At 57.7% G+C, this 18,479-nt stretch carries 14 protein-coding genes; 10 read left to right on the top strand and 4 right to left on the bottom strand.

The window, feature by feature from the left end; genetic code table 11:
• The first annotated feature begins 49 nt into the window (after positions 1-49).
• The 6 genes from C8N30_RS16900 (at position 50) to C8N30_RS16875 (ending at position 6,433) form a co-directional block, all read left to right on the top strand.
• Entirely contained in the window at positions 50-1,294 is a 1,245-nt protein-coding gene (locus C8N30_RS16900; protein WP_025061615.1) for a sarcosine oxidase subunit beta family protein, read from the top strand.
• Between the two features lie 106 nt (positions 1,295-1,400).
• On the top strand, positions 1,401-1,628 hold the full coding sequence (locus C8N30_RS16895) for a hypothetical protein (protein WP_025061616.1): 228 nt from the start codon (positions 1,401-1,403) through the stop codon (positions 1,626-1,628).
• 111 nt (positions 1,629-1,739) lie between these two features.
• Positions 1,740-2,063 carry a sarcosine oxidase subunit delta gene (locus C8N30_RS16890; protein WP_025061617.1) on the top strand — a complete coding sequence of 108 codons (324 nt, stop codon included), beginning with the start codon at positions 1,740-1,742 and terminating at the stop codon, positions 2,061-2,063.
• A 61-nt stretch (positions 2,064-2,124) separates the two neighbouring features.
• A complete protein-coding gene (locus C8N30_RS16885; protein WP_025061618.1) occupies positions 2,125-5,142 on the top strand; it encodes a sarcosine oxidase subunit alpha family protein in 3,018 nt (1,005 codons plus the stop codon).
• The gene (locus tag C8N30_RS16880; protein WP_025061619.1) at positions 5,135-5,707 is read left to right on the top strand and encodes a sarcosine oxidase subunit gamma; all 573 of its coding nucleotides are present in this window, start codon (positions 5,135-5,137) and stop codon (positions 5,705-5,707) included. Before C8N30_RS16885 ends, C8N30_RS16880 begins: the two co-directional genes overlap by 8 nt.
• 126 nt (positions 5,708-5,833) lie before the next feature.
• Positions 5,834-6,433 (top strand): superoxide dismutase, encoded by a 600-nt coding sequence (locus tag C8N30_RS16875; RefSeq protein WP_025061620.1) that lies wholly within the window; start codon positions 5,834-5,836, stop codon positions 6,431-6,433.
• Positions 6,434-6,551: 118 nt separating this feature from the next.
• Here the strand turns inward: C8N30_RS16875 and C8N30_RS16870 are convergent, their stop codons facing one another.
• Positions 6,552-7,118, bottom strand: a complete 567-nt coding sequence (locus C8N30_RS16870; protein WP_025061621.1) for an LOG family protein — start codon at positions 7,116-7,118, stop codon at positions 6,552-6,554.
• Between the two features lie 123 nt (positions 7,119-7,241).
• Between C8N30_RS16870 and C8N30_RS16865 the strand changes: the two genes are divergently transcribed.
• Positions 7,242-8,393 (top strand): LysM peptidoglycan-binding domain-containing protein, encoded by a 1,152-nt coding sequence (locus tag C8N30_RS16865; protein ID WP_025061622.1) that lies wholly within the window; start codon positions 7,242-7,244, stop codon positions 8,391-8,393.
• A 155-nt stretch (positions 8,394-8,548) separates the two neighbouring features.
• Positions 8,549-10,300, top strand: a complete 1,752-nt coding sequence (locus C8N30_RS16860) for an ABCB family ABC transporter ATP-binding protein/permease (protein ID WP_232222868.1) — start codon at positions 8,549-8,551, stop codon at positions 10,298-10,300.
• 75 nt (positions 10,301-10,375) lie between these two features.
• On the opposite strand, the gene C8N30_RS16855 is transcribed toward C8N30_RS16860, so the two are convergent.
• From C8N30_RS16855 to C8N30_RS16845, 3 genes are all read right to left on the bottom strand, one after another.
• On the bottom strand, positions 10,376-10,834 hold the full coding sequence (locus tag C8N30_RS16855; RefSeq protein WP_084273557.1) for a DUF302 domain-containing protein: 459 nt from the start codon (positions 10,832-10,834) through the stop codon (positions 10,376-10,378).
• Positions 10,835-10,929: 95 nt separating this feature from the next.
• The gene (locus C8N30_RS16850) at positions 10,930-14,754 is read right to left on the bottom strand and encodes an efflux RND transporter permease subunit (RefSeq protein ID WP_025061625.1); all 3,825 of its coding nucleotides are present in this window, start codon (positions 14,752-14,754) and stop codon (positions 10,930-10,932) included.
• Positions 14,751-15,989, bottom strand: a complete 1,239-nt coding sequence (locus tag C8N30_RS16845) for an efflux RND transporter periplasmic adaptor subunit (RefSeq protein WP_025061626.1) — start codon at positions 15,987-15,989, stop codon at positions 14,751-14,753. Before C8N30_RS16845 ends, C8N30_RS16850 begins: the two co-directional genes overlap by 4 nt.
• A gap of 253 nt (positions 15,990-16,242) precedes the next feature.
• Between C8N30_RS16845 and C8N30_RS16840 the strand changes: the two genes are divergently transcribed.
• Complete coding sequence (locus C8N30_RS16840; protein WP_025061627.1) at positions 16,243-16,926, top strand: tetratricopeptide repeat protein; 684 nt, start codon at positions 16,243-16,245, stop codon at positions 16,924-16,926.
• Between the two features lie 67 nt (positions 16,927-16,993).
• A complete protein-coding gene (locus C8N30_RS16835) occupies positions 16,994-18,367 on the top strand; it encodes a PQQ-like beta-propeller repeat protein (protein ID WP_025061628.1) in 1,374 nt (457 codons plus the stop codon).
• Positions 18,368-18,479 lie beyond the last annotated feature (112 nt).

Below are 18,479 nucleotides of genomic sequence, written 5' to 3'. Positions count from 1 at the left end.
CCGAATCCATTCCTTATCCGCCAGCGGATCTGCCTCAAGGACACCAGCGATGAAAAAATACTCCGTATTTGCAGTGGCACGCGAAGCAATGCGCCACCATACCGGCTGGACCCGCGCATGGCGCGACGCCGCGCCGAAAAGACATTATGACGCCATCATTATCGGGGCAGGCGGGCACGGCCTCGCGACAGCCTATTACCTGGGCAAAAATTTCGGCATCACGAATGTGGCGATCTTGGAAAAGGGTTGGCTTGGCGGTGGGAATACAGGACGCAATACAACCATCATCCGGTCCAATTATTTGCAGGATCCTTCCGCTGCAATCTATGAAAAGTCCCGTAGCCTCTATGAGACCATGTCGCAGGATCTCAACTATAATGTGATGTTCTCCCCACGGGGGGTTATTATGCTTGCACAAACCGAACATGAGGTCCGCGGATACAAGCGCACAGCGCATGCCAACATGCTACAAGGGGTGAAGACAGAATTCATCAGCCCCGAGAAGGTCAAGCAGCTGGTCCCGATCATCAATCTGGCTGGTCCACGCTATCCTGTACTGGGCGGTCTGTGGCAGGCCCGCGGCGGAACCGCGCGCCACGATGCTGTCGCTTGGGGCTACGCGCGTGCGTGCTCCGACATGGGCATGGATGTGATCCAGCAATGCGAAGTCACCGGCATCCGTTCCGAAGGTGGCAAAGTGGTTGGCGTAAGCACGACAAAGGGCGACATTGGCTGCGACAAGCTGGGGATGGTAGTTGCAGGTCACTCCGGTCACCTCGCTGATATGGCGGGCTTTCGATTACCGATCGAGAGCGTAGCATTGCAAGCGCTCGTGTCCGAACCGATCAAACCCTGCATGGATGTGGTCGTCATGGCCAACACCGTCCACGGCTACATGAGCCAGTCAGACAAGGGCGAAATGGTCATCGGTGGCGGTACAGACGGCTACAACAACTACACCCAGCGCGGTAGCTTCCACCACATCGAAGAAACCGTGCGCGCCCTGATCGAGACATTTCCAATGGTCTCCCGCCTCAAAATGTTGCGCCAGTGGGGCGGTATCGTTGACGTGACGGGCGACCGTTCGCCAATCCTGAGCAAAACCCCCGTTGACGGCATTTTCATCAACTGCGGCTGGGGCACTGGCGGGTTCAAGGCCATCCCGGGGTCCGGCTGGGCCATGGCCGAGCTGATGGCAAAAGGGCGCTCACCGCTCACTGATGCATTCGGACTGGAGCGGTTCACCGAAGGACGCTTTATAGACGAGAGTGTTGCCGCGGGGGTGGCACATTGATGGCCTCCTTGTTCTACAGCATTTCATCCGGTGGCATGAACGGTTGGAACCTTTATGGGGTGCGCGGCGTCTTCTTTGAAAGCAACCTAATTTCAGGAGATCTTTCATGGCCGATCCAGACACCCGCGTTAAAGAAGTTCATACGACAACTACCACAAGTTCCGGAAACGGGACGGCCTTCATTGTTGGCATCCTTGTGGTTGTCGTTGCAGCGATTGCGTATTTCATGTTCGCAAGCGGCGATATCGTCGGCAATGGCGGTGGCGCAAGTGACATTAACATCAATGTTGAAGGCGCGGCAGACGCAGTCGACGGGGCTGTTTCCTCAGACTAATTTACAGTCCAATATCACTTATAGAGAGGTCGGTGCCCCGCAGGGCGCCGGCTTTTTTGCGTTTTTCAGTGGCTTCAAAAGCCGCTGCTTCATCAACTCAGGAGGATGCCCATGCTGATCGTATCTTGCCCTAATTGCGGCATCACGGCCGAAGAAACCGAATTTCACGCTCACGGCGAGGCCCATATCACCCGCCATGCCGCAGGCAGTACCGATGATCAGATGGAGACCTATCTCTTTATGCGCAAAAACCCGAAGGGTGTGCATTTCGAGCGCTGGCATCACCGATATGGCTGCGGCAAGTGGTTTCATATGGCGAGGGATACGATGACACTTGAGGTCTTTGGCACTTACACTGGCCAAACCTCCGCCCCGCCCGAAGAACTGCTGCAAAAAATAGATGCGAAACGCCCTGGCTGGCGGAAAGCATCCTGATGCTGCTCTCTTTTTCGAAAAATCCCGTTTCCTATTTACCCCCCGCGATGGAGCCACACTCATGAGCACCCGCCTTGCAACCGGTGGCCGCTTGGTCGACAAAACCAAAACGGTCAAGTTCCGCTTTAACGGCAAACACATGAGCGGTTTCGAGGGGGACACGCTGGCCTCGGCTCTGCTTGCCAACGACCAGATGTTGGTTGGTCGATCGTTCAAATATCACCGCCCGCGCGGCATTGTCGCCGCAGGCCCCGAAGAACCCAATGGCCTTGTAAACCTTGGCTCTGGTGGCTCGTTCGAGCCGAATGCCCGCGTCACCACAACCGAGCTTTTTGACGGTCTGCGCGCGGAGAGCCAAAATCACTGGCCCAGCCTCGAATTCGACGTAGGCGCAATTAACAAACACCTCAGCCGGTTCTTGCCCGCAGGCTTTTATTACAAAATGTTCATCCATCCGCGCCCGCTTTGGAAACACGTGTACGAGCCGATCATTCGCCACTCTGCAGGTTTGGGCCGCGCACCGAAAACGCGCGATGATGACACCTACGAGCATTTCTATGCTTTCTGCGACGTATTGGTCGTGGGCGGCGGCATCGCGGGCCTTGAGGCGGCGCGGGCTGCGGCGCTGTCCGGTGCCCGTGTGATCGTGATGGAGCAAACGGCCCATTGGGGTGGTCGCACACCCGTGGACGGTGGCGATATCGACGGCATGCCGGCACAGGCATGGATCGACGCGACGCTTGCCCAGCTTGGTGGCATGGAAAATGTTACTCTGCGGAGCAGGACAATGGGCGCAGGCGTCTATGATCACGGCTATGTCCTTGGTTACGAGCAGCTCACAGATCACGCCCCTGAAAAATCCGGTCCCCGCCACCGTTTGTGGCGCGTGCGGGCAGGGCATGTCATCACTGCCACAGGTGCAATTGAGCGTCCGCTGAGTTTTGCCGGTAATGACATCCCCGGTGTGATGCTGGCAGCTGCTGTACGCGATTATGCGGTCAATTTCGGTGTCTCCGTGGGCGACCGTACTGTTGTGGTCACCAACAACGATGACGCCTACCTGACCGCCTTTGCCCTGAAGCACGCGGGCCTTGATGTCCCTGCAATCATTGACGCCCGCGTTCTGCCACAAGACAGCGAAGCGATGACGCAAGCAAAAGCGTTGGGGATCCGCGTCCTGATGGGCCACGCAATCTCTTCCGTCAAAGGCGGCAAGCGTGTCACCGGCGTTTCCATCTGCTCGCAGGCGGGTGAGGGTGCGGTGCTTGAGGAAATCAGCTGTGATGTCGTTGCGATGTCGGGTGGCTGGTCGCCAGTGGTGCATCTGTGGTCTCATTGCGGCGGTAAGCTGGTGTGGGATACGGTGAACGCCTGTTTCAGCCCTGATCCCAATCGCCCTCCACAAGGTGCTGATGGCGGCCAGTTCGTCTCTACCGCAGGGGCCGCGTCAGGTATTTTTGCCCTTGATGACTTGCTGAATGATGCCTTTGCTGCTGCGGATGGCACGTTGCGCTGTCTAGGAATGAAGTTGCCCAAAGATACAAAAGCCGCCAAAGGCCTGCGCCGTGCCGAAGCACCGCTTGCTCCGGTCTGGCTGATGCCACAGGGGGCTTCGGTCAAGCTGCGCGAAAAAGCATGGCTTGATTACCAGAATGACGTAAAAGTCTCGGATATCCGCCTTGCGGCGCAAGAGGGGTTTGTTTCGGTCGAGCATGCCAAACGTTATACCACACTCGGGATGGCAACAGATCAGGGAAAGCTGAGTAATATCAACGGACTTGCGACCTTGGCTGGTGCTTTGGGCGAGGACATTCCGACCGTAGGGATCACTACTTTCCGGCCTCCGTATCATCCGATTTCCATGGCCTCCATCGGAGGCGAGGCGCGTGATGCCGCGTTCCAGCCTGTGCGGCGCACGCCGATGCATGACTGGAACGAGGCACACGGAGCCCAATGGGAACCGGTTGGCCAGTGGCGCCGGCCCTATGCCTATAGGCAAAGCGGCGAAAGCACACATGCGGCCGTGATGCGTGAAGTTACCAATACACGCACAAATATGGGCCTGCTTGATGCCTCTACGCTGGGTAAGCTGATCGTAAAAGGCCCCGATGCGGGCAAATTTCTGGATCTGCTTTACACAAATATGATGAGCACGCTCGCAATCGGCAAATGCCGCTACGGGCTGATGTGCAACGACAACGGGTTTCTGATCGACGACGGCGTGGTTGCCCGCATCGACGAGGAGACATGGTTGTGCCACACCACAACCGGCGGGGCCGAACGTATCCACGCCCATATGGAGGAATGGCTGCAAACCGAGTGGTGGGACATGCAGGTTTATGTCGCCAATGTGACGGAGCAATACGCCCAGATCGCTGTGGTGGGCCCCAATGCCCGCAAGGCGTTGGAAAAGCTGGGCGGTATGGATGTCAGCAAGGAGACGCTGAAATTCATGGAGTGGGCAGACGGCACAATCGGCGGGTTCAAGGTGCGGGTGTTCCGTATCTCTTTCTCGGGTGAGCTGAGCTACGAGATTGCGGTCGATGCCGGGCAGGGTCAGGCGTTCTGGGATGCGCTGATGGCGGTCGGTGCCGATTTGGGTGTGATGCCCTACGGAACCGAATGTTTGCACATCTTGCGCGCCGAAAAAGGGTTTATCATGATCGGCGATGAAAGTGATGGCACCGTGATTCCGCAGGATCTGGGCCTGCACTGGGCGCTGTCGAAAAAGAAAGAGGATTATCTGGGCAAGCGGGCGCATCTGCGCGCTCATATGGCTGACCCGAACCGTTGGAAGCTTGTGGGCCTCGAAACGGTCGATGGCTCTACCCTGCCTGACGGGGCCTATGCCGTGGGCGAGGGCAAAAACGAAAATGGCCAGCGCATCATGATCGGGCGCGTTACGTCGACCTATCATTCTCCGACCCTTGGCAAAGGTATCGCGATGGGGCTGGTCCACAATGGGCCGGACCGGATGGGGGATGTGCTGGAGTTCCCCGGCCTTGATGGCAAAACCTACAAAGCGCGGATCGTCGATCCGGTGTTCTATGATAAAGAAGGGGAAAAGCAGAATGTCTGATCCGGTATCCGCATTAAAGAACGCCGCGTACTACACTGGTATTGCTGAGATAAAAGAGATTGGCCCTATGGGTATGATTGCCCTGCGCGGCGATCTGTCTGCCAAACCGCTGCACAGGGCCGCCAGCGCTGCCGCAGGCGGCTTGAACCTGCCTGCGCAGCGCGAATGTGTGAGCGATGGTGTTCGGGGCATCGCATGGATGTCACCCGACGAGATGTTGATCATGTGCCCCTACGATGAAGTCGGCGCGACCATCGACGGACTTAACGGCAAGTTGGGAAAATCCCATACGCTGGTTGTGAACGTCTCGGACGCACGCGCGGTATTCGAGGTGCGCGGCGCGCATGCCCGCGAGGTGCTGGCAAAACTGGCGCCGGTCGATTGTGCGCCAGACCGTTTCACCGCCGGCATGTTTCGCCGTACTCGCATCGCACAGGTGCCTGCTGCCTTCTGGATGCCGCACGAAGACGTGTTCCGTGTGGTCTGCTTCCGCTCGGTAGCTCAATACATGCTTGATGTTCTGAGCGTCGCCGCTCAGCCCGGGTCGGAAGTCGGCGTGTTTTGACCGATCACGCGCTGTAATCAGCGAATTTCCCTTTAAGGCTGAAGTTTGCCCCCCGCTGCCCTTGACGCGGGGGGTATGTGCGCTTCATTTGGGGGTATAACGTTTTAATATTTAGGAGAAACCGACATGGCTTTTGCACTTCCCGATCTTCCCTATGCCCACGACGCCCTTGCTTCAAAAGGCATGAGCGCGGAGACGCTGGAATTCCACCATGACAAGCACCACAATGCCTATGTCACGAATGGCAACAAAGCGATTGAAGGCACGAAATGGGAGGGCAAATCCCTCGAAGAGATCATCAAAGGCACCTACGATCCCAAAGCTGTGGCTCAAAATGGTATCTTCAACAACATCTCTCAGCTTTGGAATCACAACCAGTTCTGGGAAATGATGGGGCCTGACAACGCCGCGATGCCATCCGAGTTGGAAAAGGCGCTGGTAGAAAGCTTTGGTTCTGTCGACAAGTTCAAGGATGAGTTCAAGGCAGCGGGCGCGGGCCAGTTCGGTTCAGGCTGGGCGTGGCTGGTAAAGGACACCGATGGCGGATTAAAAGTCACCAAGACTGAAAACGGCGTGAACCCTGTTTGTTTCGGTCAGACCGCACTTTTGGGTTGTGACGTTTGGGAGCACTCGTATTACATCGACTTCCGCAATGCGCGCCCCGACTATCTGACAAACTTCCTCGACAACCTCGTAAACTGGGAAAACGTCGCTTCCCGCATGTAAGCGGTGGCTATGCGCCTTGCTGGCGTAGACGGCCTAGTAAACTGAGTTAAGTAAAAGCCCCGCAAGCGCAATGCTGCGGGGCTTTTGATTATTATATCAAGGCATTGTGTGATCTACTTTATGTGGACAAGTCCGAGGCCAGTCCGGTCAAAGCACCTCTTGCATCCGGCACCCATGTCAAAAATTCCGCAACACTCGCGTCTGCAAAGCCACGGTCAACAACATGGTTCATCAACTGCTTTAATGTATCCCAGTAGCCATTTGTATTAACAATATAAATTGGTTTTTCATGTAGCCCGAGCTGGCGCCACGTAAGTACCTCGAACAGCTCGTCGAGGGAGCCAGCGCCACCGGGCAGGACCACCACTGCGTCGCAGTTCATGAACATCACCTTTTTGCGCTCGTGCATCGTCTCGGTCACGATGTAGCGGGTGAGATCGGTTTTGCCGACTTCCCATGCTACCAGATGCGCAGGGATCACCCCGAAGGTGTTGCCGCCCGCTTCTTGCGCCGCACGCGCCACGCTGCCCATCAGGCCCACATCCCCTGCACCGTATACCAGCCGCCAGCCCTGCGCAGCGATGCCTTGGCCCATCGTCACTGCCGCATCGGTGAAGGCGGGATCATCTCCTGCACGCGAGCCGCAAAAGACGCAGACGGATTTTGGCGGCGGGGGGGTGTTCATGGCAGGCTCCTGCATCAAGGGGATGAAAATATCACTTATATATATTGGTCTTTGACCCGTGATAGCCTCTTCGCTAAAAAGGCTCAACGCGGCTATTTCAAACCACACTTCGGGAATGCTTTTATGAGCTATGGACAAACAGTGCTGGGCGGAAACAAGGGCGCAGTTTTGGCCGGTGCTGGAATGTGCGTGGTTCTGGCGCTGGGGGCCTACATTGGCTTCGGACAACAGACCGCAACGCCCGAGGAGAATGCCGAGCAGGAAACTTCTGTACAGGCGGGCGCTGAGGCGCCATTGAAAGCGACAGAGGCGCGTGTCACTGCTCCGCGCTTTGACGAACTGCGGCGCGAAACCGATGGAACCACGATCATAGCGGGCCGCGCCGAGCCCATGAGCGACGTCAAAATCCTAGTCGACGGTGCCGAGGTTGCGACAGCAAAGACTGACAGCGCGGGCGTGTTTGCGGCCATTACTTCTCTGCCCCCCAATCAGGCCGCGCAAGTTATCACGTTGTCAGCACGCAAGGACGAGGTGGTGACCGCCTCTGTCGACGAAATTATTTTGGCGCCTTCTGCAGGGGCCGATCTTATTTCCGCCCAGTCTGCTAAGGACCTTGCACAACCAGCTGTTGCAGCGGTCGATGGCACCGCGCAGGCAGAATCCGCCGTTAAAGACGCTTATGCAACACAGCCGGAAGTATCGGTCGTGGAGTCCGGTGCGTCAGACGCGGCTGCTGATCCCTCCCGCTTGGCCGTTTTGAAATCGGACGCCGAAGGGGTGACACTGCTCAATCCCGATTTGCCCGCTGCAATGAAATCGGTAGCACTCGATACAATCGGCTATTCTGAATTGGGGGAGGTGCAGCTTACTGGGCGTGCGCAGGCAGACGCGGCGTCGGTGCGCATCTATCTCGACAACCGCGCAGTGATCAGCCTGCCTGTGGAAGCCAATGGACGCTGGCGCGGAGATTTGCCTGATGTGGACGAGGGGGTTTATACCCTGCGTGTCGATGAATTGACTGCGACGGGCGATATCAGTAGCCGCGTCGAAACCCCGTTCAAACGCGAGTCGGCTGCCATCCTTGCACAGGCAGCGGCGACTGCTGATGGTCCTGTGAAATCGGTCACGGTTCAGGCGGGGGCGACCCTTTGGGCTATCGCGCGCGACCGCTACGGCGATGGCACCCTCTATGTTCAGGTCTTCGAGGCTAACAGTGCCAGCATCCGTAACCCTGACCTTATTTATCCAGGTCAGGTATTTGATCTCCCGAACTAGGTGGCCCTTGGATCATAGACGACCTATGTAGGAGACAAGACCGCATAGGAAGTTCCATGACCGCTGATAAAATTGCATCTACCCCGCGTGCCACTCCACACAAACAAGCAGTAACAGAAGAAGAAATCGCCGCCGAACAGGAGCGCCAGTCCTCGATGCGGGTGCTGCGCAAGGTAGCACCCTATCTCTGGCCTGCGGATATGCCTTGGGTACGCAAGCGGGTTGTCTGGGCAATGCTGGCACTCATTTTGTCCAAAGTGGTGATCGTGGCCACGCCGCAATTCTATCGCGGGGCAGTGGACGCGCTGGCGGGCGAAGGTGTGCCAATGTTCGCCCTCGGGGCGATCAGCCTGACGGTGGTTTACGGCATGGCGCGACTGATGGGCGTCGGTTTCCAACAGCTGCGCGATGCAATTTTCACAAAGGTAGCACAGCGCGCCCTGCGGATGTTGGCCCTCGAGACCTTCAACCACATACACCGCCTTTCCATGCGATACCACATCACCCGCAAGACAGGCGGCCTGAGCCGGATCATCGAGCGGGGTGTAAAGGGCGTTGAGTTTTTGCTGCGGTTTTTGCTGTTCAGCATTGGACCACTTATCCTCGAGCTGCTCCTGATCGGGATTATTCTGACGATCCAGTTCAATGCAGGCTATATGGCCGTGGTCGCCGTAACGATCGCGCTCTATGTCTGGTTTACTTTTGCGGTGACCGAATGGCGCGTCAAATTGCGCCGCCAGATGAATGATCAGGACACTGATGCCAATCAAAAGGCGATCGACAGCCTGCTTAACTATGAGACCGTCAAATACTTCGGGGCCGAGGCGCGCGAAGCGGGGCGTTATGACAGCGCGATGGCAAAATACGAAGTTGCCGCGATCAAGACAAACTACTCCCTGGCCTTCCTGAACTTTGGTCAGGCGGTCATCATCACCGCAGGCCTTGTTGCGGTCATGGTAATGGCCGCCTACGGGGTCCAAAGCGGCGATCTGACGGTTGGTGACTTCGTGATGATCAACGCTTATATGATCCAGATAACCGTGCCGCTGAACTTTCTCGGAACGGTTTACCGCGAAATCCGACAGGCGCTGGTCGATATGGGGCAGATGTTCGATCTGCTGGAGCAGCCATCTGAAGTGAATGACAAGCCCGATGCACCAGCGCTCAAAGTCAGCGGCGGGCAGATCAAATTCGATAACGTGGCCTTTGCCTACAACGATGACCGTCAGATCCTGAAAGGCGTTAGCCTTGTTGCTGAACCCGGTGAGATGGTCGCCATTGTGGGCTCAACGGGGTCGGGTAAATCGACCATCGGGCGGCTGCTGTTCCGGTTCTATGATGTGCAGGGCGGTAGCGTGCAAATCGACGGGCAAGACGTGCGCGATGTCAGCCAGAACTCGCTTCATCGGCAGATCGGCGTGGTGCCGCAGGATACGGTGCTGTTCAACGACACCATCGGGTATAACATCGCATACGGGCGCGACGGCGCGACACAGGCCGAAATTGAAGCCGCAGCCCAAGCTGCCCAAATCCATGAATTCATCAAGGCGCTGCCCGAAGGGTACGACACTTCGGTAGGCGAGCGTGGGCTGAAATTGTCAGGGGGCGAAAAGCAGCGTGTGGGTATCGCCCGTACTTTGCTCAAAGATCCGCCGATACTCCTACTGGACGAGGCGACGAGTGCGCTCGACAGCGAGACGGAGCACGAGATTCAGGACGCACTGCGGCAAGCTGGCAGAGGGCGCACGGTGCTGACAATCGCGCACCGACTCAGCACGATTGCCGAAGCCGACAGGATCATTGTTCTGGAAAAGGGCGAAGTGGTCGAGCAGGGCACACATGATGCGCTACTTGCCGCTGATGGGCGCTATGCACAACTGTGGCAACGCCAGCAATCCGAGGAGTAATCCGCCGGAGGATGCCTGGAAAAAACTGCCCCGCATCATTTGCGACACGGGGCGGAAACTGGCGCAGAAATGGGATCAGTCTTCGGCGATGGCTTTATCGGTCAGCTTGCCCAGTGCCCCAGTCATCATGGTGAGGTACTCTGCATCCGGCGTCAGGCCATGATCCTCTGCCAGAGCTGCGGGATCATGGTAGACCACATGCACAACACCCTCGCCGTCAGCATAGGCGAGCACACGCAGTGGCAGATCAAGGCCCGCTGTCTGGTTTTCGATCATCGCGGGCGTTCCGATCTTGGGGTTGCCAAAGATCAGGGTGGTGGTGGGGCGCAGTTCCATGTCGGCGGAGGCGGCGCTGGCCGCATGGTCCACGCGCGCGATCACGGCGGCGCCTGCACCCTCCACAGCAGCGGCGAGGCGCTCGATAGTGACGTCGACGGAATGTGGACTGGTTTTTGTCACCATCTGCGCCATAGCGTCTGTAGCGGCAAAGCCGAGGGTGAGGGCGGTTGTCAGGCCCAAAAGTTTACGCATCATTGTTGCATCCTTTTCTACTCTATTCATCGTCCCACAGCATAAGGCCCCCCGCAGACTGTGCGAGGGGCCAAATTTCACAAACCGGTGATAGTGCGCTATTCTGCCGGTTGCGACGGTGCGATCTGTGGCCGGGTGAGATCCAGTGTCTCGTCGCTCCACAACAATTCAGAACTGGCGTTGCGCTTTGCATCGCGTTGCAAGGCCCAGTCGCGCGCGGCGCGGCTGGCACGGCCCATCGACATCCGCGCCAGAAGCTGGGCGATCCAGCCCGCGTAGGTCGACGCCCAGACGCGGATCGCTAGCAAGGAAGGTGTCAGTACCAGCGTCAGCACCGTTGCGACACCAAGACCGAACACGACCGCCGTCGCCAGCTGTTTCCACCATAGGGCGGTCGGGCTATCGATCGTGTAGCCGCCGTTGGCAAAATCGAGGCTGAGGCCGAACATCATCGGCGCAAGGCCCGCCATGGTTGTGATCGTGGTGAGCAGAACAGGCCGGATGCGTGCCTGTGCGGTGCGAATGATCGCCTCGATACGGGGCATGTACTGGCTGAACTCCTGGTAGGTGTCGATCAGGATGATATTATTGTTCACCACGATGCCGGCGAGCGCGACGATGCCCGTACCCGTCATGATGATGCTGAACGTCTGGTCCATGACCAGCATCCCGATCAGCACACCCGCCGTGGACAAAACAACCGCCACCAAAACCAAAACCGCATTATAGAATGAGTTGAACTGCGCCAGCAGGATGATGAACATCAGACCCAGCGCTGCGGTAAAGGCCGAGCTTAGGAATGCCTGACTTTCCGCCTGATCCTCCTGATCGCCTGTCCACTCATAAGTTATGCCATCAGGCAGATCGGCATTTTCAACCCATTTCGTGATCTCGGCAATCCGCTCGTTTCCATTTACAGGCACAAGGCGCAGTTTCTGGGCAGTGTAATCGGCCTGCAGGTCCATACCATCGGCGGCAGCGGTGCGGTCGGTCATCTTGTATTTTGTCCCCTCGATGTCGGTGAAATCGGCATCGGCCCCGGCAGGTCGCAAGGTGGCAAGGGTCTGCTCGTTTCGTTCGTCTTCACCCGCGCGTGTGGTCTGGACGATCTTCATCAGGCCCGGTGTTACATCCGCCTTCACATCCATAACACGCTGCTGGTCTATGCGGCTGATCTCGGCGAGTTTTGGTACAGGGGTACGTGTGATAAAGTTGGACAATGGGATTAGCCCGTCAGGGGTACGCACCTTGAGCGTGTCCAGCGTGTTGAGAAGGCGGTCCTGTTCAGGCAGGCGGACCCTTATCTCTATTTCCTCGTCAGAGGTGTCGACGCGCATTGTATCGAGCAACAGACCACGTGTAACCAGCTGGACCATGGCGCCCACACTCAGCACATCGGCGCCGTATTGACCGGCTTTTTCAACATCTACGTCAATCTGCCAGTCGATACCGGGCAGGGGGCGGGTGTCCTCAATCAGCGTCAGACCCGGGACAGTGTCAAAATGCGCCCGCGCCATGGCTGTGGCCTCTACCAGACGGTCAAAACGGTCCCCTTTAAAGCGCAGGTGAACAGGTTTGCCCGAAGCCGGACCACGGTCCAGTGACAGCACTTCGATGCGAATGCCAGGAATGGCCGACAACTGCTCTGTGAGCTCGGCGATGATGATATCGCCGTCCAACTCTGGATTGAGTGCGCGGTCCTCCCATGGAATAGTCTCGAACTGTACTTGCCCGATTAGGTCTTTAGGGGCTTGGGAGCCGCCGGTGTTGCTGTCCAGTCCGCCTTCGCCCGCGAAGGAGAATGCAGTGGCGATACCGGGATGTGCGATCACGACTTGTTCGGCCTGCCGCACCAGATCGTCCTTTTCGTTCAGCGACAGGTTTCCGCGGGCCAGTACATATACAATCGCCTGTTCCGGCTCGGATTCGACAAAGAACTCAACGCCTTTTGAGTTGTTGGTGTAGTAAATCAGCGTGGTGCCGACAAAGACGAAGACCGCGCCTGACATGACCAGTGGCATGATCGGATTGCCTGCGATCACTTCGATGACACGGCCAAACGCCGAGCGTTTATTGCCCGCGTTGATCCGGTCCGGCTCCTTGCGGAACAGCCGCGCAGCGAGCCACTGGCCCACTTTACCAAGGCGGGTCAATACTGCAAAAATTGCGAGAAGGAACAACATAAAGCCCCCCAGCGCCACCAGCAGGACCGCAACCGCAATCAATACAAGGCCGAACACTTTTACGAAGGTTGGAATAACGGAAGTGAGCAGGTCAAGCCCGTCCATTGCGCCAAACTGTGCCCCGATCCAACCAAAAAGCAAACCCGACCCGAGCAGGGACAGAGCGGGAAAGACCATTGCCAGGGCCGCTGTAAACAACAGGATATGCAGATACCATGGCAGGGTCGCGATACGCTCCATATTGTCAGCCATCCACTTCTCCAGACGGCCGGTCACGCCGCCCATAACCGGCAGATAAACGAGGGCAACGACCAGCGAGGCGGAGAGAACAAAGATCAGCGTGACAGGCAACATGCCCATAAACTCACCCGGTACACCGGGCCAGAACAGCATCGGCAAAAAGGCGCACAATGTGGTCGCGGTAGAGGAGATCACCGGCCAGAACATGCGCTTAGCGGCCTCGACATAGGCCGCCATCGGGCCGCTGCCTTCTTGCTGTTTCTGGTCTGCGTATTCGACCACGACGATCGCGCTGTCCACCAGCATGCCCACGGCCAAGATCAGGCCGAACATGACGATATTCGAGATCGATATGCCCATAAGCGCTAAAAAGGCAAAACACAGCAAAAACGAGGTCGGAATCGCAAATCCTACGAGGAGCGCCGCGCGGATGCCAAGTGCTGCCAGAACAACGATCATCACCAGCGCAATAGCCGTGAAAACAGAACCGAGAAGCTGCTGCACCATGCTGTCCACAACGCGGCTCTGGTCATTCGAGGTACCTACCTCTACCGCTGCCTTAAGCTCTTCGGGCCACTGCTCGCTGCTTTTTGCGACCAATTCCTTTACCTCTGTGGCGGTGTCGATGAGGTTGAATCCCTTGCGTTTGACCACCTGCAGCGCCACCGATGATTCACCGTCGAATCGGGCGGTCCCCAGACGGTCCTCGAAAGTCAGATGTATTTCCGCCAGATCACCAAGCGTCACAACACGGTCGCCATTGGTTTTTACAGGTAGGTTATACACATCCTGTGGCTCATCGAAGCTTGATGGAATCTTGACTGCGAAAGCCCCATTGCGGCTCTCTATTTCTCCTGCTGCGATCAGCTGGTTGTTGTTTTGCACCGTCTGGATCAGCTCTGCGGCGGTGACGTCATAACTCTCGAGCTTGAGCGGGTCGATCAGCACTTCGAGCATTTCGTCACGGTTGCCCGCAATGCCTGCTTCCAGCACAGCGTTCATTCCCTCAAGGTCATCCTGAAGCTGCTTGGCGTAGCGCGCCATCGTGCGTTCTGGCACAGGGCCGGTCAGATTCACGATGATAATTGGAAACTCGGAAAAGTTGATTTCGTTGATGGAGTAGGTCTCGGCGCCTTCGGGAAACTGTGCCTCCGCCGTACCCATCGCATCGCGCACATCCGCAATAATCGAGGTCTTGTCCCAGCCAAACTCGAATTCCAGTGCCAGACCGGCATAGTTCTCCGAGGCTGTACCGGTCATTTTCTTGAGACCGTCCAGATCGCTGAGCTCTGTCTCCATCGGTTTGAGCAACAACGTTTCGGCATCAGCGGCAGAGATGCCGGGAAAGGGGACCGAGACGAAGAGCGCGGGGATTTCAATATCGGGCTCACCCTCTTTGGGCAGGGTGGTGTAGGCATAGGCGCCGACGACAAGGCTCAGCAGAATAAATGCCAGAACCATACGTGCCCGAGATGCGGCCCAGTCAACGATACCTGTCATTGTGAAGCCTCGCGCTGAGTTGGCACCACTTCGACGCCCTCGACGACATATTCCTGACCAACGACGATGATGTTTGCCTCCGTCGGCAGGCCGGTAACCCAGACACCTTCAACTGTATCGCGGACCAGCTTGATCTCTTGGAAACTTACGATGTTTGCGGCGTCCACCAGCCGTAGCCCCAACGCGCCTTCGTCATTAAGTGTCAAAGCGCTTTGCGGAACAAGATGGGCATTCGCCCCATCGGAGGCGATGAGGATCTCGGCAGTCTGGCCATCGCGGATTGCAAGATCAGGATTGGGAACCTCGATCTCGGTCAAAAACGTACGGGTGGTTGGATCGGCAGAGCGTGAAAGGAAGGTGACACGACCCTGCACATCGCCGCCCCCTGCCGCCAGCCGGGCACCGGCAATAGCGCCAACCTGAATATGGTTCACCTGCGATTCGGGCACAAACCCCACCAGTTTGATCGGGTTGAGCTGGACAATTGTGCCGCATAGGGCACCTGGTTGCAGCAGCGATCCAAGCTCGGCGGTATCACTCTCCAAAAGCCCGCTAAAGGGCGCTTTGATCACCAGCCGCGCCAGCTCTGCCTCGGCTCCCGCTACAGCAGCTTGCGCCCCTTCAATACCTGAGCGGGCGGCACTCAGGCCTGACTGGGCAGAGCTTACACCTGCCTGCGCAGTTGCAACTGCAGCATCCGAACTTGCCAGCCGCGAGGTCGAAGCAAAGCCGTCCTGATTGAGGCGGGAGGAGGCGTTCTGGTTGATCTTTGCCTCTTCAAGGCGCGCGGTCGCTTCTTCAACGCGGGCCTCAGATTCAGGCACACGCGATTGGGCTTCAGTCAGTTGCGCGCGGGCCTGTGTGAGGGCCGCACTACGGGTCCCTTCGTCAAGTTTGCACATGATTTGCCCCGCTTCGATCTGCGCGCCCTTGCGCAGCGGCTCGGAGACGACAATCGCAGAGGTCTCGGCGCGCACATCGACCTGACGTGCCGCTGCTGTCTGGCCCCGAAGTACAACGGCATTATCTATGCTTTGCGCAGTTAGCTTTTGCACAACTACTTTCACCCGTCTGTCGGCCAAAGGCTCGGCTATTTCGGCTTCGGCCTCTGTCTGCGTATCGGGCGTTTGTGCGGCTTCGGCCCCAAAGAACGTCATAAGGGCCGGACGTTCGAGAACGGCCATGTACAACAAAACAGACAGCGCTATCGCTGCAATAAGGGGGAAGATGCGCATTTTAAGCCTCGTTATATCTATCTGTCGTGCTGTGCGGAGTGTCTTATCCAATTTGCACAGTTCGGTCTCGGGGCCTTATGTAGTGCAAAATAACTGAACTGGACAGTTCAGATTGAGATTTTCTGCATATCGCCATCTTGTTTTATTGCTTTGCCTCGACAACGGGCAGGCGGCCGGGGGGCCCTTGGGTATTGGCTTGCGGCCGCCGCTTCGTTAAGAGAGGCGAAACACCCAGCACAAGGGCCAGAGCCGGATGAGTAACAGCGACGGATTTATCGAAGAAGTCACAGAAGAATTGCGCCGCGACCAGATGATGGCGACGCTCCGGCGCTATGGCTGGATTGCCGTGCTGGCGGTTTTTGCGATTGTGGGCGGTGCGGCCTATTCAGAGTATTCAAAGGCGCAGACCCGTGCACAAGCCGAAGCGCTAGGCGATGCAATGCTCGCAGCGCTGGACAGCCCAGAGCCTGAGGCGCGGGTCACGGCTTTGCAGGCCGTCGATGCGGTAGACCCGCAGGCTGCTGCGGTGCTGGCGCTGCTCACGGCCTCCGAGCAGGTGGCCGCCGAAGACCTCGACGGCGCTGTGGCCAGCCTTGATGCCGTTGCCGTCAATGGGGATATCCCCGAGATCTACCGACAGATTGCACAATTCAAGGCCCTGACACTTCAGGCCGAAACGATGCCTGCTGCAGATCGCAAGCAGGGGTTCGAAGCATTGGGCGCAGCAGGCGGCAACTTGAGCCTGTTGGCGCAGGAGCAACTTGCACTGATCGCCATTCAGGAAGGCGATATCGAGGGTGCCATTGCAACCTATCAGGCTGTCCTGAGTGATGCGGGTGTGACACCGGACTTGCAACAACGTGCATTGCAGGTGATTGTAGCGCTGGGTGGGGAGCCGGATCTAAGCGGCGCGCCCCTCGACGAAAATAACGGATGAGGATGCAGACCGCTTATTGAGTTTAAACAGCAATAGGGCGTCGAACGCAGACCAGAATGAGCAGGCCATGACAGATACTTCAAATCCGATGCTTCCCTCCGTTCGCAGGGCACAACGCCATGTGACGATGGGCCTTCTTGGCGCAGCTGCGTTTTTGGCAGCCTGCTCCGAGCCTGATGTAATTCTCCCCGGCCAGCGCGAAAATATCCGCTCCGTTCTACAGGATCAAAGCCAGTTCGAAGAAGAGCAGGCTGCCTTTACAGGCAATACATCGCGTGCGATCTCGCTGCCCGCAGCGCAGGCAAACGCCGATTGGTCCCAGACTGCAGGTAGCCCCGCAAACCGGATCAGTCATCCTGCATTGGGTGGCGCGCTGACCCTTGCATGGGCCGCCGACATCGGCGAGGGCGATAGCCGCAAGCACCGCATAACTGCGGATCCTGTCGTGGCGGGAGGGCGTATTTTCACACTCGATGCACAGTCGATTGTGACCGCTACCTCGTCCACAGGCGCGACACTGTGGCAAATCGATCTGCGTCCCGCGCGCGATCAGGCTGGCGACGCGACGGGTGGCGGGCTCGTGGTATCCGGCGACACAGTTTATGTTTCGATAGGTTTTGGCGTCCTTGCCGCGGTGGACACAGCGACAGGTGCAGTGCGCTGGACACAACAACTTGATGCGAGCGGCTCTGGCACACCTACAGTAGCGGGCGATTTGGTTTACGTGACTGCGGGTGACAACACCGGCTGGGCCGTAAATCGCGCTGATGGCGCAGTAGAGTGGCAGATCGGCTCAACGGGCGACACGAACAACGTATTGGGCGCACCCGCGCCTGCGGTCACGGAAGATCTGGCGATTTTCGCCTTCGGATCAGGCGAAGTTCAGGCGGTGTTCCGCCGCGGTGGTTTGAACCGCTGGGATGCATCAGTGTTGGGCAAACGCCCAGGGCGCGCCATGAGTAACGTGTCCGACGTGACCTCCGCACCTGTCGTTTCTGGTGACCGCGTTTATGTCGGCAACCAGTCGGGTCGTATTGCCGCGCTCGATCTGGCATCAGGTTCGCGGCTGTGGTCTGCCAGCGATGGTGCGATCGGTCCCGTATGGCCAGTAGGGGGCAGCCTGTTTGCAGTTACCGACCTGAACGAGCTGGTGCGCCTTGATGCGGCTGATGGTTCCAAAATATGGGGTGTCGAACTGCCCAATTTTGTCCAACGCAAACCCAAAAAGCAAAGCCGCGTTGTCGCCCATTATGGGCCGATCCTCGCTGGAGGCCGTGTGATAATTGCCTCAGGAGACGGGGTTTTGCGCAGCTACGACCCGAGCAATGGTGCGCTTGTTGCGACAGCAGAAATTCCGGGCGGTGCCACGTCGGCGCCAGTGGTTGCGGGTCGTGTGCTTTATGTGGTGTCCAAAAACGGCCGGTTGCTCGCCTACCGCTGATTGCTGACCGCGCAGAGGCTTTTGGCGATCACTCTTTGAGGCGTGCGCCCGTTTGAGGGCATCGCTTGCGTCACGGGGGCTTTCGCTACGCGTCGCTTTGAGCTATTGCGCA

Origin of the sequence: Sulfitobacter guttiformis (assembly GCF_003610455.1) — a bacterium.
Taxonomy (GTDB): Bacteria; Pseudomonadota; Alphaproteobacteria; order Rhodobacterales; family Rhodobacteraceae; genus Sulfitobacter; species Sulfitobacter guttiformis.
This window is presented reverse-complemented; position numbering and strand designations above follow the sequence as displayed.